We start from the raw sequence: 17,802 nt of genomic DNA, 5'->3' as shown, positions 1-17,802 counted from the left end.
TGAGAACACGTCAGATATCAAAGAAAACGGTTTCGCCCGCACCTTGCAGGTTGACGTTCCAGCGCAGTATGCCATCGTCCCCGGCTTGCGCGACCAGCGTGGCCCGCCGCGCGGCGGGGACTTGGCGCAGAATCCAGTCCTGTTCGTTGGCGGCGGCCTCGTCCGGAAAGTACATCCGCGTTGACAGATGCTTGAGCAGTCCACGCATGAACAGCGACACGACCAGGTGCGGAGCCTGGAGCGTGCCGTCGGGGCCGGCAACGCGCCCTGGTTTGATGGTGGTGATGCGAAACGAACCATCCGGCTCGGTCGGCAAGCGTCCGAAGCCCGTGAAGCCGGACTTTGTGGCGTCCATGCCGGAAAAACGCGGATCATCCGGATGCCGGTACACGCCTTGCGCGTCGGCTTGCCAGATCTCGATCATGCCGTCGGGCACGGGCTTGCCTTGCCCGTCCGTGACGCGCCCTTCAATGACGACCGGGGGCGCCCCAAGATCGGGGTGGCCGGCGGTCAGGTCCGTACAGTTCAGTCCAGACAGGCCGATATGCAGGTAGGGGCCGACGGTTTGCGAAGTGGTGGGGTAGAGCATGCATTACTCCATCGGGGTGGCGTTGCGGCCACGCAGCACAATATCGAAACGGTAGCCCAGCGCGTATTCAGGCACTGTGGTTTCCCAGTCAAATGTGGCGACCAGGCGGGCGCGGGCCTTGGCGTCCGGCACGCATTGGAAGATGGGGTCGAATTCCAGCAGCGGATCGCCGGGGAAATACATCTGCGTGACCAGGCGCGTGGCATACGCGCGGCCAAACAAGGAAAAGTGGATATGCTGCGGCCGCCAGCCGTTGTAGTGATTGCCCCAGGGGTAGGCGCCCGGCTTGATCGTCTTGAACTGATAGCGGCCATGCGCGTCGGTGACGGTGCGGCCTTCGCCGCTGAAGTTCGGGTCCAGCGGCGCATCGTGCTGATCGCGCTTGTGCAGGTAGCGGCCGGCGGCGTTGGCCTGCCAGATTTCAATCAAGGCATCGGGAACCGGCCGGCCGTTCTCGTCCAGCACGCGGCCCGCCACGATGATGCGTTCGCCGATGGCGTCGGCCTGGGCGATGCGGGTCAGGTCGTTGTCGCCCTGGCCGACGAAGTCCGCGCCGAAGGTGGGTCCGGTAATTTCGGACAAGGTCTGCGGCACGACGATCAAGGGCTCGTTGGGCGAGCGCAGTTGGGTCGAACCGTAAGGGTCGAAGCGATACGCGGGCTGGGTGTCCCAGAAGGGGCGCCGGTACTGGGCTAGGTTGGACATTGCAAAAACTCTCCTATTAAGTGCCGCCGGGGTGGGTCCCGGCGGCGCAATCCTGTCGGACCCGCTACCCGCCGAACCAGCGCGCGGGAACCATGACCAGGGCCGGGAAGACGATCATCAGGAACATGACCAGGAATTCCGCGACCATGAACGGCACCACGCCGCGCATGACGTCACCCAGCTTCATCTTGCCGACGCCCGCCACCACGTTGAGCACGGCGCCGACGGGCGGCGTCACCAGCCCTATCGAGCAGTTGATGATGAACATCACGCCGAAATACACCGGGTCGATCTCGGCCGCGCGCACCACGGGCATCAGCACCGGCGTCAGGATCAGGATGGTGGGCGTCATGTCCATGGCGGTGCCCACCACCATGACCAGCACCATGATGCTCACCAACAGCAGGATCTTGTTGCCGATGAAGGGTTGCAGCATTTCAACGATGCTGGCGGGCAGCTCGGCCACGGTGATCAGCCAGGCGCTCACCATCGCGGCCGCAATCAGGAACATGACGATGGCGCTGGTTTTGGCGGCGCCAACGAATACCGCGTACAACTGGTTGAGCTTCAGTTCGCGGTAGACCAGCGTGGACACCAGCAGCGCATACGTGGCGGCGACCACGGCGGCCTCCGTCGGCGTGAATACCCCCATTCGCAAACCCACCAGAATGATGACGGGCAGCATCAGCGCCCACAGCGCCTTGCGAAACGCCGTACCGATTTCCTGTGCCGATTTGCGCGGCGGCGGGACCAGCTTTTCGCGCCGCACGAGCCAGGCCCAGGTCAGCCACAAGGCGCCGCCGATCAACAGGCCGGGAACGATGGCCGCCATGAACAGCTTGGCAATGGACACATTGGCCGCCACGCCAAAGATAACCAGGCCGATGCTGGGCGGAATCACCGGGCCGATCACCCCCGTGGCCGCGATCAGGCCGCCCGCTGTGGATTTTTTATGGCCAGCGCTGGCCATCATGGGCAGCAGCAATGCCGTCAGCGCGGCGGCGTCGGCCACGGCGGAACCCGACAAGGCAGACAGCAGGCAACCCGCCATGATGGTGACGTAACCCAGCCCGCCTTTGACGTGCCCGACCAGTGCCAGCGCCAGATCCACGATGCGCCGCGACAGCCCGCCCACGTTCATGATTTCGCCGGCCAGCATGAAGAACGGCACGGCCAGCAGCGGAAAGCTATCCGCGCCGCCAATGACGTTCTGCGCCAGGATTTGCGAATCAAAGATATCCAGGTGCCACATGAGCGCGACACCGCTGGCCAGCAGCGCAAAGGCAATGGGCACGCCCAAGGCCATGACGCCCAATAGCGATCCGATAAAAATGGCGATGGTCATGCGCTTCTCCCGGTGGCGCCATGCTTGGCGTCGTCCAGAATCTGCTTGAGCTGCGCGGCCTCTTCGGATTCCTGGACCATGATCAGGTCCTGGTTGCGCAGCTTGCCCGTCAACACACGGTAGAGATCCACGGCGATGATCAAGCCGGCCAAGGCCGAAAACACGAGGCCCGACGCATACACGATGGCCATTGGCAAACCGCTGACGGGCGCGCTGACGTCCGCGTTGATCACCGCTTGCTTCCAACTGCCTTCGAACATCAGGCCCACGATGTAAAGCATGATGAGCTGCCCGACCACCAGGCAGATCTTCCTGCCCGCCGGTGGCAGCTTGGCCACGACCATGTCCATGCCCAGGTGGCCGCGTTCCTTCAGGGCGATGACGGCGCCCAGGAAGGTCAGCCAGATGAACATCCAGCGCGAGAGCTCTTCCGACAGCGTGATGCCGGAATTGAAGCCATAGCGCGCGACCACGTTGCCGAAGACCAGCACCACCATCACCGCCAGCAGCAGGGCAATGGCCATTTCCAGCACGCGGCAGACGGCGCCAATGAATCTGTCTATGAATGCCATGGTCCGGCCCCTACGCGAATCGGAGTTGGATCGGAGCTGGGTCACGCCGCGTCATGCTTTGGCGTCCCGAACGATATCCACCAGGCCGCGCAGCGCCGTCAGGTACGAATGCGGCCCCAGCCCTTGCACCGTGCCGCGCACGGCGGGCGAGATGATTGAATGCGCTCGCCACGCCTCGCGCGCCGCGATGTTCGACATATGCACTTCCAGCGTGGGAAAGGGCATGGCCTTGATGGCGTCGTGCAGCGGCACGCCATGTTGGGTCAGGCCCGCCGGGTTCACCAGCGCGCCTTGCGCCACGTCGATGTTCTCGTGCAGGAAATCGATCAGCGCGCCCTCGTGGTTGGACTGCAGCGTGGCCAGTTCAACGCCCAGTTCACCGGCCAGCACGCTCAGGCGCTGGTTGATTTCCGCCAGGGTGGTGGTGCCATAGATGTGCGGCTCGCGGCGCCCGAACAGGTTGAGGTTCGGGCCGTGCAAAACAAGAATCTTCATGATGGATAAGCCGGTGCGTTTACTTGCGGATGCGGGCGAGTTCGTCGTTGTAGAGCTTGACGATGGCGGGGTCATAGCTACCGGTGAAGTGGGCGACAACCGGTTTCACGACCTGCTGCATGCGGACCTTTTGCGCCGGCTCGATCGTGTTGTATTGGATGCCCTTGGCCTGCAATTCCGCCACGGCCTTTTGCGCGGCTTCGCGGCTGACCTTGCGCTGATAACCGCGCGCTTCGTTGGCGGCCTCTTGCATGATGCGTTGCTCGGTGGGCGACAGCTTGTCCCAGAACTTCTTGCTGACCAGCACGATGTTCGCGGCGTAAACGTGGTTGGTCGCGCTGACGAACTTCTGCACTTCGTAGAACTTGTTCGACAGGATCACCGAGTACGGATTTTCCTGGCCGTCCACCGCCCGGGCTTCCAGCGCGCCATAGAGTTCGGCAAACGGCATCGGCACCGGGTTGGCGTTGAAGGCCTTGAACGTGTCCAGGAACACCGGGTTGGGAATGACGCGGATCTTCAGCCCGGCCAAGTCTTCCGGCTTGGTAATGGCGTGCTTGGAGTTGGTGACGTTGCGAAAGCCCAAGTCCCAGAAACCCAGCGCAACCAGGCCTTTCTCGGGCAGCTTGGCGATCAGGGCACTGCCCAAGGGGCCGTCCAGCAGCGCGTCGGCCTGGCCGAAGTCGGTGACCGAGAAGGGCAGGTCAACCAACCCGAATTCCTTGACGATGCCCGCCAGTGACGTCGACGCGGGGGCCGCCATTTCCTGCACGCCGCCTTGCAGGCCGGACTGCTGCTGCATTTCATTGCCAAGCTGCGAGGCCGGGAATTCCTTGACCTTCAGCTTGCCCCCGCTTTTGGCGGCAAGCAGTTCTGCAAACTTCTGCACGCCGGCGCTGACGGGGTGATCGGTATTGTTCAGGTGGCCGAAGCGGATCGTGCGTTCCTGGATGTCTTGCGCGGTGGCCGTCATGGCGGCCGTGCACAGGACAGCCATCAAACCCAAACGGAAAAGGGGGTTCTTCATCGTTGTCTCCTTCCTGGTTTTATTGGAATGTTCTCGATGTCTTTCACGACTCGGTAGTGGAATGTAATTCCGAGTGGAATAGTTTTCCACCTAGGGTTATCATCCATCACCCCACTACTTGTTGAGATGACATGGCCGGAGTCCTCGAACGCGCGCTTGCCGTCATGGAGTACTTGTCCTCCAGACCCGAAGGCGTGCCGCTAGCCTCGCTAGCGCAGCAACTTGAGATCCCCCAAAGCGCGGCCCATCGCCTGCTGACCGACCTTTGCCGTTGCGGCTACGTCCGGCAGATTCGCGATCATGGCGACTACGCGCTGACGGCCCGCGTGGCCTCGATCGGCCTGAGCTATCTGGCGGCGACCGGCATCGTCGATATCGCCCAGCCGCTGGTTGATCGCCTGGCGGATATCTCAGGTGAGCTCGTGCGCCTGGCCATCGTTGATAACGAACGGCTGACCTGGGTTGCCAAGGCGCAAGGCGCGCGCCATGGCTTGCGCTACGACCCGGAAATGGGCTCGGACGCCAGGCTGTCGTGCAGCGCGTCGGGGCATGCCTGGATGTTGACGATGTCGGATGAACGGGCGCTGGATCTGGTGTCGCGGCAAGGTTTCGGGTCGCCAGAGGAATACGGCCCGAATGCGCCCACCACGATTGCCGCGCTGACCAAGATGTTGCATGCGGCGCGCAAGCGCGGCTACGCGATGATCAACGAAGTGTTCGCACCGGGCATGACCGCCATGGCGGCGCCCGTGCAGCGCCAGGGCGAAGACGCCATCGGCGTGCTGAGTATTGCCGGCCCCGCCATGCGCCTGACCGAAGCGCGCATGGTGGAACTGGGCCCCGACCTCTTGGCCGCCACCGAGGAACTGGCGTTGGCCAGCCTGGCCTCACCGATGTTCCGCAAGCGCTTTCCCATGCAGGGCCGCAACGCCGGCGACGACGCGGGGAAGTGAGCGCGCGAGCAGTGAGTCGCCGGGAAACGAGTCAGCGCGTGCGGCCCGCGTCCTTGTCATCGCTGCCGCTGTCACCCACCGGGCCATTTCCCCACGTGCCCACGCGGGCCGAGCGCAACAAAGGCGAGGCCTCTCCGGCCTGCGCCAACTCGCTGGCGGCGCGCAACAAGGCAGGCCCGAATTTCTCCATTGCCTTCAGCGTCAGCCGCTGCGACGGGCCGGCCACAATCAGGATGCCGGTGCTGGCGTGCCCTGGGCGGCGCACCGGCGCGGCCATCGCGCTCATTCCTGCCGCATAAACGTCCTGAAGCATGCTGTACCCGCGCCGGCGATGCCCGTCCAGGCTGGCCAGCAAGGCGCGTATCGATGTCGGCGCATTCGGCCCGAAATCACGCGGCTTGCCCAGCCCTTGCTCGGTGACATACGCAATGGCCTGGTCTTCCGGTAGCGTCATCAGCCACGCATGGCCCGCGGCGCTGCACGACAGGCGCAGGTCGATGCCCATGTCGGGATCGTAGAGCAGCCCGGATTTCGCGCCCTGGGCCTTGGCTACCAAGGTGAGCCGCTTGCCGTCCACGATTGCCAGCCGCACCAGTTCGCCGGTGGCCAGGGCAAAGCGGTCAATGACCGGCTGCGCAATATCGACCACGCCCGAACGGCCCAGAAAGCTCAGCCCCATCGAGGCCAGCTTGGTCGTCAGGGCATATTCGCCCCGCACGGGCGTCTGCCGCACATAGCCGTACTTCATCAATTCGTGCAGGGTGCGATGGCAGCCACTGCGCAACTGGTTCAGGTCGTCGGCCACGGTGGCCAAGGCTACGCCGTCAGGGTGAGCGGCCAGGTATTCAAGCAACGCCAGTGTCTTTTCAATTGCCCCGCTCATCGCTTGCTCCCAGAGGTTTGCCGTGCCGAAAATTCAAATTTTGAATTCGGCCAAATTTTGAATGGCATTCAAAATTATGCCCTATGCTCGCAGCCGAATAACCCGCATTCGATTACCCGTTACCCACATCAACAAATAAAGGGGTTTGTGATGGAGACCAGGAAACCGTTGTTCCGCTTTGCCGTAAGCGCCGCCGCGTCGCTGCTGGCGTGTCTGTCGTTGAGCGCCACCGTGGCCGCGCAGGAGATCAAGGCGCGCACCTTGAAGTTCGCGTTCAGCCTGGCGCAGGACCATCCGCTAGGCCAGGGCGCGCAGAAATTCGCGGACCTGGTCGCCGAGAAAAGCGGCGGCAAGATGAAGGTGTCGATCTACGCGAACGCCGTGCTGGGCGGAGACCCGCAGAATCTGTCGGCCGTGCGGGGTGGCACGCTGGACTTCACCTCGATGGCGACGGGCCTGCTGGCCGGCATCGACAAGCGGTTCATGGTGTTCGACCTGCCGTTCCTGTTCAACGATGCAAACGAAGCCTATGCGGTGTCGGATGGCCCCGTGGCCCAGCGGCTGTTGGGTGGGCTGGCTGACCACGGCTTGATCGGGCTGGGCATCTGGGATCTGGGCTTTCGCAACATGACCAACAGCAAGCGCCCGATTGCCTCGGTGCAAGACTTTCAAGGCCTGAAGATCCGGGTGATCGCGGCGCCGGTGTATATCGACATGTTCAAGACCCTGGGCGCCAATCCGGTTCCCATGACCTTTGGCGAGGTCTATGGCGCGCTGGAATCCAAGGCGATCGATGGGCAGGACAACCCCGTTGGCGTCATTCAATCCGCCAAGTTCGCCGAGGTGCAAAAGTACCTGTCGCTGACGCGCCATATCTATACCGGCATGCCCTTCCTGATGAGCAAGAAGACGTGGGACGGCATGTCGCAGGCGGAACGCCAGATCATCCTGGACGCCGCCGCCGAGGCCAAGGCGCAGGAACGCAAGATCTCGCAGGCCAAGGAAGCCGTGGCCATCGACGACTTGAAGACGCGGATGCAGGTCAACGGCCTGACCCCGGAACAGGTCAGCCAACTGCGCGAGGCGGTCAAGCCCGTGGTGGAAAAATTCGCCGGCGAGATAGGCCCTGACGTGATGCAGCAAGTGACCACGGAATTGGCCACGCTGCGGGCCAAGCGCTGATCATGGCGCTTCTGGGACAAGCCGCCATCGCGATGTGGTGGGACATGGCGCCGGCCTGGCGTTCGGAATTCGAGGACTGGCACTCGCACGAACACTTCCCGGAGCGCATGCGCGTGCCGGGGTTTCTGCGCGGGTCTCGTTGGGTCAGCGCGCATGGTGGGGAAGGGTTCTTCGTCATGTACGAACTGGACGCCTACGAAACGCTGAGTTCTCCCGCCTACCTGGACAGGCTCAATCGTCCCACGCCCTGGTCCACCAAGCTGATGCCGCAGCACCGCAACATGATCCGCAGCCAATGCAAGGTGCTGGATAGCACCGGGGGCGGCTTGGCGCGGTATGCGCTGACCATCCGCTTGTCGCCGCACCCAGGCAGGCAAGACGAGTTGCGGGCTTACCTTAAGGCGCATGCGGCCCTGGCCTGCTCGCGCCCCGGGCTGTCCGGCGCGCACCTGCTCATGACGCAGACGCCGCCCCTCTCAGCGACCACCGAGCAAGCGATACGGGGCGGAATGGACCGGGTCGCGGATTGGATCTACGTCGTCCACGGCTATGAAATCCATCCCGTGGCGCTTTGCGAGGGCGAAGTACTCAACGCCGAGGAACTGCGCGGCGTTGGCGACATGGCTGCCGCATGGTCGGATATCTATTGTTTGTCCCACACCTTGGAGTCATAGGGCGGCTTGGAACAACCTTCCTCGCGGGAGCTTGCTATAAAGGTGGCTACCGCAGCGATTCAAGGATGAGGAAAATGTTGATTCAAATGCTGGGCCGCCCCGCTGTGGCGCTCGTGCTTGCCGCGCTTGTTTCCGGGTGTTCATCGATACTTCCCGGCTCATCGGAACCCGACTCGGCCTCCGCCGCCGCGTCCGAGCGGGTGGTCAGCGACAACTGCAAATTCATGCGCAGCCGCTGCATTCATGAAGGGTCTTACGACGCCGGCGAACGCGACTATGCCGAGCTGGAGGCACGGCGTTTGAATCAGGCGGAACTGCAACGCTTGCGCCGTATGGCGCAGTAGGCGCCAAGGCCAGGAAGGCGTCGCATCATGCCTTCCGATTCCGCTTTATATATCGGCCGCTTTCATCCTGTCGCCAAGCCCCTGTTTATTGAGTAGCATCGGACCACCTTTGGCCGCGCATTCATATTCAGGAGAACTCGATGGTCCGCTCCACCGCAGTCCAGCGCGACATTCCCCAGACATATTTATTCAGCCGCCGACGCCCCTGCCATTGCGGCAGCGTGGCGTGCCGCTTGATCTACCAGCGCGTGATGGCGGATATGTCGCGTCGCAAGTTCATGGGCGGCGTGGCGGCCATGGCGATGCCGTTCATGAGCGCGCGCACCGCGACCGCAGCGACCGATATCTTCCGCCATCCCGCCACGCCTGATCGCCCCTTGCTGCTGACCAACCTGCGCCTGTTCGATGGCACCGGCAAGGCGGTGCAAGCGGGCGTGCAGGTGTTGATCAAGGGCAATGTGATTACCGACTTGCCGGCCGCTGGCGTATCCGTTGCCGATGCGCAAATCATCGACTGCCAAGGCAAGCTCGTCATGCCCGGGCTGATCGACGTGCATTGGCATTCCATGCTGGCGGCCGTGGCCCAAACCACGGCGATGACGGCCGACCTGGGTTACCTGTACATCGCGGCCGCCGAAGAAGCCGAGCGCACATTGATGCGCGGCTTTACCGCCATTCGCGACGCAGGCGGCCCCGCGTTCGCCTTGAAGCGCGCCATCGATGAAGGCATGGTGCCCGGCCCGCGCATCTACCCCAGCGGCGCCATGATTTCCCAGACAGCGGGGCATGGCGATTTCCGTTTGCGCAGCGAAGTGCCGCGCGCGGCCAACGCGCCGTTGAGCCTGGTGGAAAGCGTGGGCGTCGCGATGATTGCCGACGGTGCCGACGAAGTCTTGCGCCGGGTGCGTGAACAACTGATGTTGGGCGCATCGCAGATCAAGGTCATGGCGGGCGGCGGCGTGGCCTCGCTTTACGACCCCTTGGACAGCACGCAGTTTTCCGAGGTCGAACTGCGCGCGGCGGTCGACGCCGCGGCGGATTGGAACACGTATGTGATGGCGCACGTTTACACGCCCAAGGGCATCCAGCGCACGATCAAGTCCGGCGTCAAATGCATCGAACACGGCCAACTGGCTGATGACGCCAGTGCACGCATGATGCGCGACGAGGGCGTGTGGTGGAGCCTGCAACCGTTTTTGCAGGACGAAGACGCCAACACCTATCCGGATGCCGAACGGCGCGCGAACCAGTTGCGCGTCTCTGAAGGCACGGTCAACGCTTATGAGCTTGCGCAGAAATACGGCATTAAGACGGGCTGGGGCACGGACATTTTGTTCAACGCCAAGAATACGCCCAGCCAAGGGCGGCAACTGGCCAAGCTGGTGCGTTTTTACGACCCCCTGACGCTGCTTGCCCAAGCCACGGGCTTGAACGGCGAACTGCTGGGGCTGTCTGGTGAACGCAATCCGTATCCGCATGCGCTGGGCCGTATCGCGGTGGGCGCATTGGCCGATATTCTGGTGGCCGATGGAGACCCTGCGCGCAATCTGGATTTTCTGGGCGATCCGGCCAAAAATTTGCGGCTGATCATGAAAGACGGAAAGGTCTATAAAAACACCTTGAGTGCCGCGGCCGGGTAATCGATTTATTAAGATGCATTATCTGTGCATATTATCTTTCCGGGTTTATTGCGGAATAAATTGAAATAGTTAATGGGTTAGATACTTTCTGTCTGGTTTGATTGCCTTTCCTAAAGACGGAGGACGCATCACTCTCTACACTGCGCCGTTCCTGTAGAGGTGTAAATCCGGAATGCTGAATAGGGCAGTGCTTGTGCATGTGGCTTCATTACTTGTGCTCTGGCCATCGCAAAAAATACGAGAAGAAATAATCTGCGTGGAATATCCCTCCCATTCACGAATAATCGTTTTGATCAGAAAGGATGTTTTCCTGAAATGGAATATTCCGGGTCAGGGCGACCCGCAAGGCGGTCACGAGGGCGGCTGTACTGAAGAACAATTACGCAGCATCCGCCGCATTAAGGCCGTGACCGGCGTCCGGGGTTGATTCCCGGTTTGCTAGCCGGTCGGCGCACGACGTTCCAACTCATGAACGATCTTGTCTCTCAACGCCAGCAGCGCCGCGCCATACTGCCGTTCTATCGCTGATGCCGTGTCATCCGTAATCAGGCTGAGGTTCAAGGCCAGCATTTGCCCACCGGGCACGGCCAGGGGCGTGGACATGGCGACCACCCCCGGCTGCCACGACGCCAGGCAAACTTCCGTGGCGGCAACTTTCTCAAAGGCTTTGTTGACCTCGGCGCTGATCGGTTTCCACGACGCGCTGCGATAGCCCCGCATTATTTCTTCAAGCAGCGCCTGGCGCGTTCTGGCGTCCAGGGTGGCCAGATAAGCGCGGCCTAGCGAAGTCAGTTCAATCGGTACCCGTTGGCCCGCCACAATGGTGCGCAACGAGGCCTTGCGGTTATAGCGGATGGATTCCAGGTAAACCATTTCCGTGCGGTCCGCGCAGGCCAGGCCGATATTGACCTTGAGCTTGTTGGACACGTCCTGCATGAACGGCGTGGCCGCGTTCAACACGGGCGAGGCGGCGCGCATCGCGTGTCCCAGGCTGAGCACGGGCGCGGCCAGCCGATAGGCGCGCGCACCGCGTTCGTATTCCAGAAAGCCGCTGGTGACCAGGGTTTGCGTCAGGCGGCTGACCGTTGCCGCCGACAAGCCGGTGCGCTCGGCCAGCTCGCCATTGCCCAGCAGGTCGGTGCCGGGCTTGAACGCCCGCAGGATGTCCAGGCCACGAGCCAGAGAGCGGTTCTGGCTGATGCCATCGAAACGTTGCGTAGCGGCGGCCGAGGTATCGGTCGAAATTTCGGATGTCCGAGTTGTCATAAGCAATTCCACCAGATGGAAATAGGTGCGTGTTTTCGCCAACTGTAGCGCCTACCGTGTCGATATCGCCAGCCAAGAAAAACCCGATACCGGGACTGGCTGGCCCATCTACCAGGACGGAGCAAGCAAGATGGCGGACTACGAATTCATCAAACTGCAATTGGACGGCGGAGTGGCGACGCTGACGCTGAACCGGCCGGATAAGCGCAACGCGATCAGCGACGCCATGCGCGCCGAATTGATCCACGCGCTGGAGGTCGTAAGCGCCGACCGTGGCACAAGGGCATTGGTGCTGACCGGCGAAGGCAAGGGCTTTTGCGCGGGCGGCGACATCTCGGGGATGCAGCGCCGCATGGACGCCCCCTCGGGCGAGGTCGCCTTCAACGGCTGGTCGCGGCAGCAGCGGGTGCACCATGCGGTGAGCCTGCTGTATCGCATGCCCAAGCCCACCATCGCGGCCGTCAATGGCGCGGCCGCCGGGCTGGGCGCGGACACCGCCCTTAGCTGCGACTTCATCGTGGCATCCGAAGCGGCGTCGTTCACCTGGAGCTACATTGCGCGCGGGCTGATTCCGGATGGCGGCGGCATGTACTTTCTGCCGCGCCGCGTGGGGCTGGCCCGCGCCAAGGATTTGATCTATTCCGGCCGCAAGGTACTGGCTGATGAAGCCTTGGCCTTGGGGATAGCCGACCGCCTGGCGCCCGCGGGGGATGAAGTGCGCGCGGCCCAGGCTTGGGCGGCCGAACTGGCGCAAGGCTCGGCCACGGCGCTGGCGCTCAGCAAGTCGATTCTGGATCAGAGTTCCGAGCTGACGGCGGACCAGGTGTTCGCGATGGGCAGCCAGGCGCAGGGCATTTGCTACACCAGCACCGAACACCGCGAATCCGTGGCGGCGTTTCTGGCGAAGATGGCCGAGGCCAATACGGCCCGGGCCAATACGGCCCAGGCCACGACAAACAAAGCCTCGGGAGAAGGCCAATGAACGGCCTGCAAAAGCTGCTGCGACCGCGCAGCGTGGCAGTGGTGGGGGCATCGGCGGACCCGGCCAAGACCTCGGGCCGGCCCGTGGCCTATTTGCAGAAGCACGGCTTCCAGGGCCGCATTTATCCCGTCAATCCCAAGGCGTCCGAGATTGCCGGGCTGCGTTGCTATCCCGATGTGCGCGCCTTGCCGGAAGCGCCGGACGTGGCCATCGTGCTGCTCAGCGCCCAGCACACGCAGCAGGCCGTGCGGGACCTGGCCGATATCGGCACGGGCGCCGCCATCGTGCTGGCCAGCGGTTATTCCGAAACGGGCGAAGAGGGTGCGCGCCGTCAGCGCGAGCTGCGCGATGCGGCGGGCAGCATGCGCATCCTGGGCCCCAACACGATAGGCCTGGTCAACCTGACGGACCGCATCACGCTGTCTGCCAGCGGCGCCTTGGAACTGGATCATCTGCACAGCGGCGCGGTGGGCCTGGTGTCGCAAAGCGGCGGTATCCTGGGTGCGCTGCTGTCGCGCGCGGCGGCGCGTGGCATCGGTTTGTCCAAGCTGATCTCCACCAGCAACGAGGTCGACCTGGACCTGGCCGATTTTGTGGATGCCTTGGCGGACGACCCCGCCACGCGCGTCATCGCGCTGTACGTGGAAAGCATCCGTAACCCCAAGACCTTCCGCGCCGCCGCGCGCAAGGCGGCCGCGGCGGGCAAGCCGATTGTGGCGTTCAAGATTGGCCGCTCGGCATCCGGCGCCCAGGCCGCCGCGTCGCACACGGGTGCGTTGGCGGGCGCCGACGCCATGTACGACGCGCTCTTCGACGACGTGGGCATCATCCGCGCGCAGACGTTTGCAGACCTGCTGGACATTCCCGCCGCGCTGGCCAGCGAACGCAAGCTGGGCGGCCAGCGTGTGGCCGTGCTGACGTCAACTGGCGGAGCGGGCACGCTGGTGGCCGACAGCCTTGGTGTGGCGGGTTTTGAACTGCCCGCGCCTGATGCGGCCACCGGCGCCGCCTTGCGGACGCTGCAAACCGGCGACCACGCCGCGCTGGACCGCAACCCCATCGACGTGACCTTGGCAGGCTTGCAGCCGGACCTGTTGCGCAACGCCATCCGCATCGTGCTGGAAAGCGATCAGTACGATGCGCTGGTGGTTGTGGTGGGTTCGTCTGGCGTGGCGCAGCCTGAACTGATGGCCAATGCGTTGCGCGATTCGCTTGCGCTGAGCAGCAAGCCCTTGATGGCCTTCATCAGTCCACACGCGCCGCGCGCGGCCGAGGTGCTCAGCCACTACGGCATCCCCGCGTTCCCGGCGCCCGAGAGCATCGGCGCGGCGCTGTCGGCCATGTGGCGCGTGCAGGGGGGCAAGAAACGTGCTGTGCCTGCGCACGTGCCGTCCAAGGCCACCGAACCGATCTCGTGCATGGAGCGGGGCTCGCTGGATGAGGCCCAGGCCAAGGCGCTGTTCGTCCGGTTCGGCATTCCCGGCGTGCGCGAAATCACGGTCACGTCCGAGTCACAAGCAACAAGCGCCGCCGGCACCTTGGGGCCACGCGTGGTGCTCAAGCTACTGTCGAGCAAGATCAGCCATAAAAGCGATGTGGGCGGCGTGGCGGTCAACGTAGCGCCCGAAGACATCGCAGACCGCCTGCGGCAGATGACGCAAGACGTACAGCGGCATACGGGCCAGCCGCCCCAGGCCTTTCTGGTGCAAGAGATGGTGACGGGCGCCGCCGAAGTCATCGTCGGCCTGCATCACGACCCGCTGGGGTCGGCGGTGCTGTTGGGCATGGGCGGGGTGGTGGCCGAGTTGGTGCGCGACACGACCTTGCTGCTGCTGCCGGAAGATGGCGCGGCCTTGACGGAAGACGCGGTGCTTGCCGCCTTGCAACGCCTGAAGACCTGGCCCTTGCTGGACGGCTATCGCGGCCGTCCCAAAGCGGATGTGCCCGCGCTGATTCAGGCGGTGTTGGCGTTCGCGGGCATGGCCACCGCCTTGCAGGCGCAGTTGATCGAAGCCGAGATCAATCCCTTGTTCGTCAAGCCCTTGGGGCAGGGCGTTTGCGCGGCCGATGGCGTCGTGGTGTTGCAGGACTGACCGGGCACGGCCATCCGGCCGCCCCTTTTTTTGCACAGGCGCCGCACCCAGACCGGCGCAGGAAAATATCAGGAGACAAGCATGAAGACCCAGTATTTTGCATGGCTATCCGCCAAGGCCGTGGCCGCCACGGCGCTGACAATGGCAAGCCTTTGCGCACCGCAGGCGCACGCGGCGTTTCCGGACCGGCCGCTGCGCATCGTGGTGCCGTTCACCCCGGGCGGCGGCACGGACATCATTGCGCGCCAACTGGCCAAGGGCTTGACCGATGAGCTAGGCGAGTCGGTCATCGTTGAGAACCGGCCGGGCGGCAGCACCATCATCGGCACGGAAAACGTGGCCAAGAGTCCGCCCGATGGCTACTCGCTGTTGATGGCCACGTTCGCGCATGCGGTCAACCCGGCCATCCACAAGAAGCTGCCGTACGACACCGAGGCGGCGTTCGCGCCCGTCGCGTTGATCGGCAAGTCGCCCAATGTGCTGGTGGTGTCGCCCAAGTCCCAATTCAAAAGCGTGCAGGACTTGCTGACCTATGCGCGCGCACATCCCGGCAAGCTGACGTTCGGTTCCTACGGCAACGGCACGTCGGCGCATCTGGCGGGGGAATTGTTCAAGAGCCTGGGCAAGGTCGACATCCTGCACGTGCCGTACAAGGGCGCGGGGCCGGCCATCAACGACCTGATAGGTGGGCAGATCGACATGATCTTTTCTACCTCGGCAAGCGTTAGCGGCCAGATCAAGAACGGGCAGCTGCGCGCGCTGGCGGTCACCACCAAAGACCGCTCGCCCGCGTATCCGGGCGTGCCCAGCGTCGCGGAAGCGGGTGAAGCCGGTTACTTCGTGGATAGCTGGTATGGTGTCTTCGTACCGCAAGGTACGCCCCAGGCAGTCATCGACCAGCTCAACGCGGCCATCAAGAAAGTGTCGGGCAAGGCGGATTTTCAGGCGGCGCTGGAATTGGAAGGGCTGGTCGCCAATGTGGGCACGCCCGCCGCGCTGGGTGAATACGTGAAGCAGGAAGAGACACGCTGGACCAAGATCATCCGTGACGCGGGGATTGCGGACAAGCCGTAGAGGACGGCATGGAGGACGCCATCGAGGACGCGGTAAAGATGTCTGAGATGGGATGGATGCCCGAGATGCGTTGGGTGTCTGAGATGCGTTGGATGTCTGAGATGCGATGAAAGCAGCGCGTCAACGCTTGGACACCAAGTCCTCCGGCGCGTCCACGTCCGCCAGCACGCCCGGGTCGTCAACTACCAATTCATGAACCGGATGTCGCATCAGCACGCTGCGCGCGCCCACATCGCCCGAAAGCGCGGCAAGCTCAGGCCACAGGTCGCGGGCGAATGCAACCGGATGCCCGCGGCGCCCCTGCCACGTGGGCGCCACGATGCGGTGCCGGCGTGTTGCGGCAGCCACTTGCAAACAGGTGTCGGCGCGCAACCACGGCATGTCGGCCAAGGCGATCAGGCAGGCGGATTCGGCCGAATCGTCCTGGGCTTGCATCGCTTGCATCAAGTGGCGCGCGGCCGTGGCCAGGCTGTCGCCCATGCCGTTTGCGTCTGCCTTCACCACCACAATTTCGCATCCCTCCGATTCCAGCAATGCTCGCAGCGCCGTTTGGTCTGCGCGTAGCACCGCAATGGTGCGCGCGGTGGCTTGCCGCAGCGCACGGGCGCACGCCAGGGCAACTGGCGTGCCATCGCCCAGCAGCGCCAACAGCTTGTCCTGGCCCGGCGCGATGGCGGCATAGCGCCGCCCGTGGCCCGCAGCCAGCAGCACGCCCACGCATGCGGGCGGGGCAGTAGACGGGGCGCGTAAAGGGACGCCTGAAGGGGCCAGTGTAGGGGGGCTGTCGGGTAAGGGGCTGGGCATGGGACTTGCTGCGTTCGCGCTTCAGCGGCTTGGCGCATTAGATCGTTGTTGAGTATTGCTCATCAGAGTATGCAGATTTTGCCTCTTTTCTTGCCGGGTGGCGCGCTGCTACAGTGAGTTCGATATCTGGAGGGCATGATCATGGATAGCCTGGATTTGCAGGTTTTAGCCGCAATCGAGAGCTGGCGCCATCAGGGCCACCGATTCATCCTGGCCACGGTGGCCAATACCTGGGGCGCCTCACCCCGGCCGCGCGGATCCTGGCTGGCAGTGCGCGACGACGGGCGCATCGCGGGATCGGTGTCGGGCGGCTGTATTGAAGACGACCTGATCGACAAGATGCGGCGCGGCGAGCTCTGGCAGCCACGCCCCTACGCCCTGACCTACGGCGCCACCCGCGACGAAGCGTTGAACTTCGGCCTGCCTTGCGGCGGCATCCTGGAATTGTTGATCGAACCCGATCCAGACACCGCGCTGCTGCAAGGCCTGGCCGAACGCCTGGGCAAGGGTGAACTGGTCAAAAGAACCCTCAGCCTGGACGCCGGCATGGCGGCCTTGGCGCCTGCCCGGCCGGGCGATCAATTCCATTGGGACGGCAAAACGCTGACCACGCTGCACGGGCCGCAATGGCGTCTGTTGCTGGTGGGCGCGGGCGACATCGCGCGCTACATCGCGCCCATGGCGATGGCGCTGGGTTTTGAAGTGATCGTGTGCGACCCGCGCGAGGAATACGCCGCGTCGTGGAATGTGCCTGGCACGCGGCTGTTGACGACGATGCCCGACGATACCGTTGCAGCCCTGGCGCCGGACATCCGCACGGCGATCATCGTGCTGGCGCATGACCCCAAGCTGGACGATATGGCGCTGCTGGAAGCGCTGCCCTCGCCAGCATTCTTCGTGGGCGCGCTGGGTTCACGGCGCACGAACGACCATCGCCGCAAGCGCCTGCTTGAACATTTTGGCTTTACAGAAGCGCAGGTGGCGCGCCTGCGCGGGCCGGTGGGCCTGCCCATCGGCAGCCGCACACCGCCGGAAATCGCGGTATCCATCCTGGCCGAATTGACGCAAGAGCGCATCCGGCACACCACCCCGCCCAGCACGCATCCGCTACAGGAATGCGGTTTGCTGGCCGACGACCTGGAGCGCGGCGTGGTCCGCGTTGCCGACTAAGACA

Annotated in this window: 18 protein-coding genes; 9 read left to right on the top strand and 9 right to left on the bottom strand. The window is 63.7% G+C overall.

Annotation, left to right across the window (positions count from 1 at the left end; translation table 11 throughout):
• Positions 1 to 10 precede the first annotated feature (10 nt).
• The 6 genes from pcaG to P8T11_RS11250 all read right to left on the bottom strand — a co-directional run bounded on the left by pcaG (position 11) and on the right by P8T11_RS11250 (position 4,733).
• The gene (gene pcaG, locus P8T11_RS11275) at positions 11 to 589 is read right to left on the bottom strand and encodes a protocatechuate 3,4-dioxygenase subunit alpha (RefSeq protein ID WP_268081868.1); all 579 of its coding nucleotides are present in this window, start codon (positions 587 to 589) and stop codon (positions 11 to 13) included.
• A 3-nt stretch (positions 590 to 592) separates the two neighbouring features.
• On the bottom strand, positions 593 to 1,294 hold the full coding sequence (gene pcaH, locus P8T11_RS11270; protein WP_268081869.1) for a protocatechuate 3,4-dioxygenase subunit beta: 702 nt from the start codon (positions 1,292 to 1,294) through the stop codon (positions 593 to 595).
• Positions 1,295 to 1,358: 64 nt separating this feature from the next.
• On the bottom strand, positions 1,359 to 2,639 hold the full coding sequence (locus P8T11_RS11265; protein WP_268081870.1) for a TRAP transporter large permease: 1,281 nt from the start codon (positions 2,637 to 2,639) through the stop codon (positions 1,359 to 1,361).
• Entirely contained in the window at positions 2,636 to 3,202 is a 567-nt protein-coding gene (locus P8T11_RS11260; protein WP_418910334.1) for a TRAP transporter small permease, read from the bottom strand. The genes P8T11_RS11265 and P8T11_RS11260 overlap by 4 nt, the downstream gene beginning before the upstream one ends.
• A gap of 60 nt (positions 3,203 to 3,262) precedes the next feature.
• Positions 3,263 to 3,706, bottom strand: coding sequence for a type II 3-dehydroquinate dehydratase (locus P8T11_RS11255; protein ID WP_268081872.1), 444 nt, complete (start codon positions 3,704 to 3,706; stop codon positions 3,263 to 3,265).
• A 19-nt stretch (positions 3,707 to 3,725) separates the two neighbouring features.
• Positions 3,726 to 4,733, bottom strand: coding sequence for a TRAP transporter substrate-binding protein (locus P8T11_RS11250; RefSeq protein WP_418910309.1), 1,008 nt, complete (start codon positions 4,731 to 4,733; stop codon positions 3,726 to 3,728).
• Between the two features lie 131 nt (positions 4,734 to 4,864).
• On the opposite strand from P8T11_RS11250, the gene P8T11_RS11245 reads away from it, so the two are divergent.
• Entirely contained in the window at positions 4,865 to 5,686 is an 822-nt protein-coding gene (locus P8T11_RS11245; RefSeq protein WP_268081873.1) for an IclR family transcriptional regulator, read from the top strand.
• A 31-nt stretch (positions 5,687 to 5,717) separates the two neighbouring features.
• On the opposite strand, the gene P8T11_RS11240 is transcribed toward P8T11_RS11245, so the two are convergent.
• Entirely contained in the window at positions 5,718 to 6,569 is an 852-nt protein-coding gene (locus tag P8T11_RS11240) for an IclR family transcriptional regulator (RefSeq protein WP_268081874.1), read from the bottom strand.
• Positions 6,570 to 6,719: 150 nt separating this feature from the next.
• On the opposite strand from P8T11_RS11240, the gene P8T11_RS11235 reads away from it, so the two are divergent.
• From P8T11_RS11235 to P8T11_RS11220, 4 genes are all read left to right on the top strand, one after another.
• Positions 6,720 to 7,751 (top strand): TRAP transporter substrate-binding protein, encoded by a 1,032-nt coding sequence (locus tag P8T11_RS11235; RefSeq protein ID WP_268081875.1) that lies wholly within the window; start codon positions 6,720 to 6,722, stop codon positions 7,749 to 7,751.
• A 2-nt stretch (positions 7,752 to 7,753) separates the two neighbouring features.
• Positions 7,754 to 8,425 (top strand): hypothetical protein, encoded by a 672-nt coding sequence (locus P8T11_RS11230; RefSeq protein WP_268081876.1) that lies wholly within the window; start codon positions 7,754 to 7,756, stop codon positions 8,423 to 8,425.
• A 74-nt stretch (positions 8,426 to 8,499) separates the two neighbouring features.
• A complete protein-coding gene (locus P8T11_RS11225; RefSeq protein WP_268081877.1) occupies positions 8,500 to 8,769 on the top strand; it encodes a hypothetical protein in 270 nt (89 codons plus the stop codon).
• 140 nt (positions 8,770 to 8,909) lie between these two features.
• Positions 8,910 to 10,409 carry a metal-dependent hydrolase family protein gene (locus P8T11_RS11220; protein WP_268081878.1) on the top strand — a complete coding sequence of 500 codons (1,500 nt, stop codon included), beginning with the start codon at positions 8,910 to 8,912 and terminating at the stop codon, positions 10,407 to 10,409.
• Positions 10,410 to 10,847: 438 nt separating this feature from the next.
• Here P8T11_RS11220 and P8T11_RS11215 read toward each other — a convergent pair whose 3' ends face one another.
• Positions 10,848 to 11,675 carry an IclR family transcriptional regulator gene (locus tag P8T11_RS11215; protein WP_268081879.1) on the bottom strand — a complete coding sequence of 276 codons (828 nt, stop codon included), beginning with the start codon at positions 11,673 to 11,675 and terminating at the stop codon, positions 10,848 to 10,850.
• 130 nt (positions 11,676 to 11,805) lie between these two features.
• Here P8T11_RS11215 and P8T11_RS11210 point away from each other — a divergent pair, with 130 nt between their 5' ends.
• From P8T11_RS11210 to P8T11_RS11200, 3 genes are all read left to right on the top strand, one after another.
• Entirely contained in the window at positions 11,806 to 12,657 is an 852-nt protein-coding gene (locus P8T11_RS11210; RefSeq protein WP_268081880.1) for an enoyl-CoA hydratase/isomerase family protein, read from the top strand.
• A complete protein-coding gene (locus tag P8T11_RS11205) occupies positions 12,654 to 14,750 on the top strand; it encodes an acetate--CoA ligase family protein (protein ID WP_268081881.1) in 2,097 nt (698 codons plus the stop codon). Before P8T11_RS11210 ends, P8T11_RS11205 begins: the two co-directional genes overlap by 4 nt.
• Positions 14,751 to 14,831: 81 nt before the next feature.
• The gene (locus tag P8T11_RS11200; RefSeq protein ID WP_268081882.1) at positions 14,832 to 15,824 is read left to right on the top strand and encodes a tripartite tricarboxylate transporter substrate binding protein; all 993 of its coding nucleotides are present in this window, start codon (positions 14,832 to 14,834) and stop codon (positions 15,822 to 15,824) included.
• 120 nt (positions 15,825 to 15,944) lie between these two features.
• Here the strand turns inward: P8T11_RS11200 and P8T11_RS11195 are convergent, their stop codons facing one another.
• On the bottom strand, positions 15,945 to 16,541 hold the full coding sequence (locus P8T11_RS11195; RefSeq protein WP_268082385.1) for a nucleotidyltransferase family protein: 597 nt from the start codon (positions 16,539 to 16,541) through the stop codon (positions 15,945 to 15,947).
• A gap of 228 nt (positions 16,542 to 16,769) precedes the next feature.
• Here P8T11_RS11195 and P8T11_RS11190 point away from each other — a divergent pair, with 228 nt between their 5' ends.
• Positions 16,770 to 17,798 carry an XdhC family protein gene (locus P8T11_RS11190; protein WP_268081883.1) on the top strand — a complete coding sequence of 343 codons (1,029 nt, stop codon included), beginning with the start codon at positions 16,770 to 16,772 and terminating at the stop codon, positions 17,796 to 17,798.
• Positions 17,799 to 17,802: the final 4 nt, after the last annotated feature.

Origin of the sequence: Achromobacter spanius, from assembly GCF_029637605.1 — a bacterium.
GTDB lineage: Bacteria > Pseudomonadota > Gammaproteobacteria > Burkholderiales > Burkholderiaceae_B > Achromobacter > Achromobacter spanius_E.
This window is presented reverse-complemented; position numbering and strand designations above follow the sequence as displayed.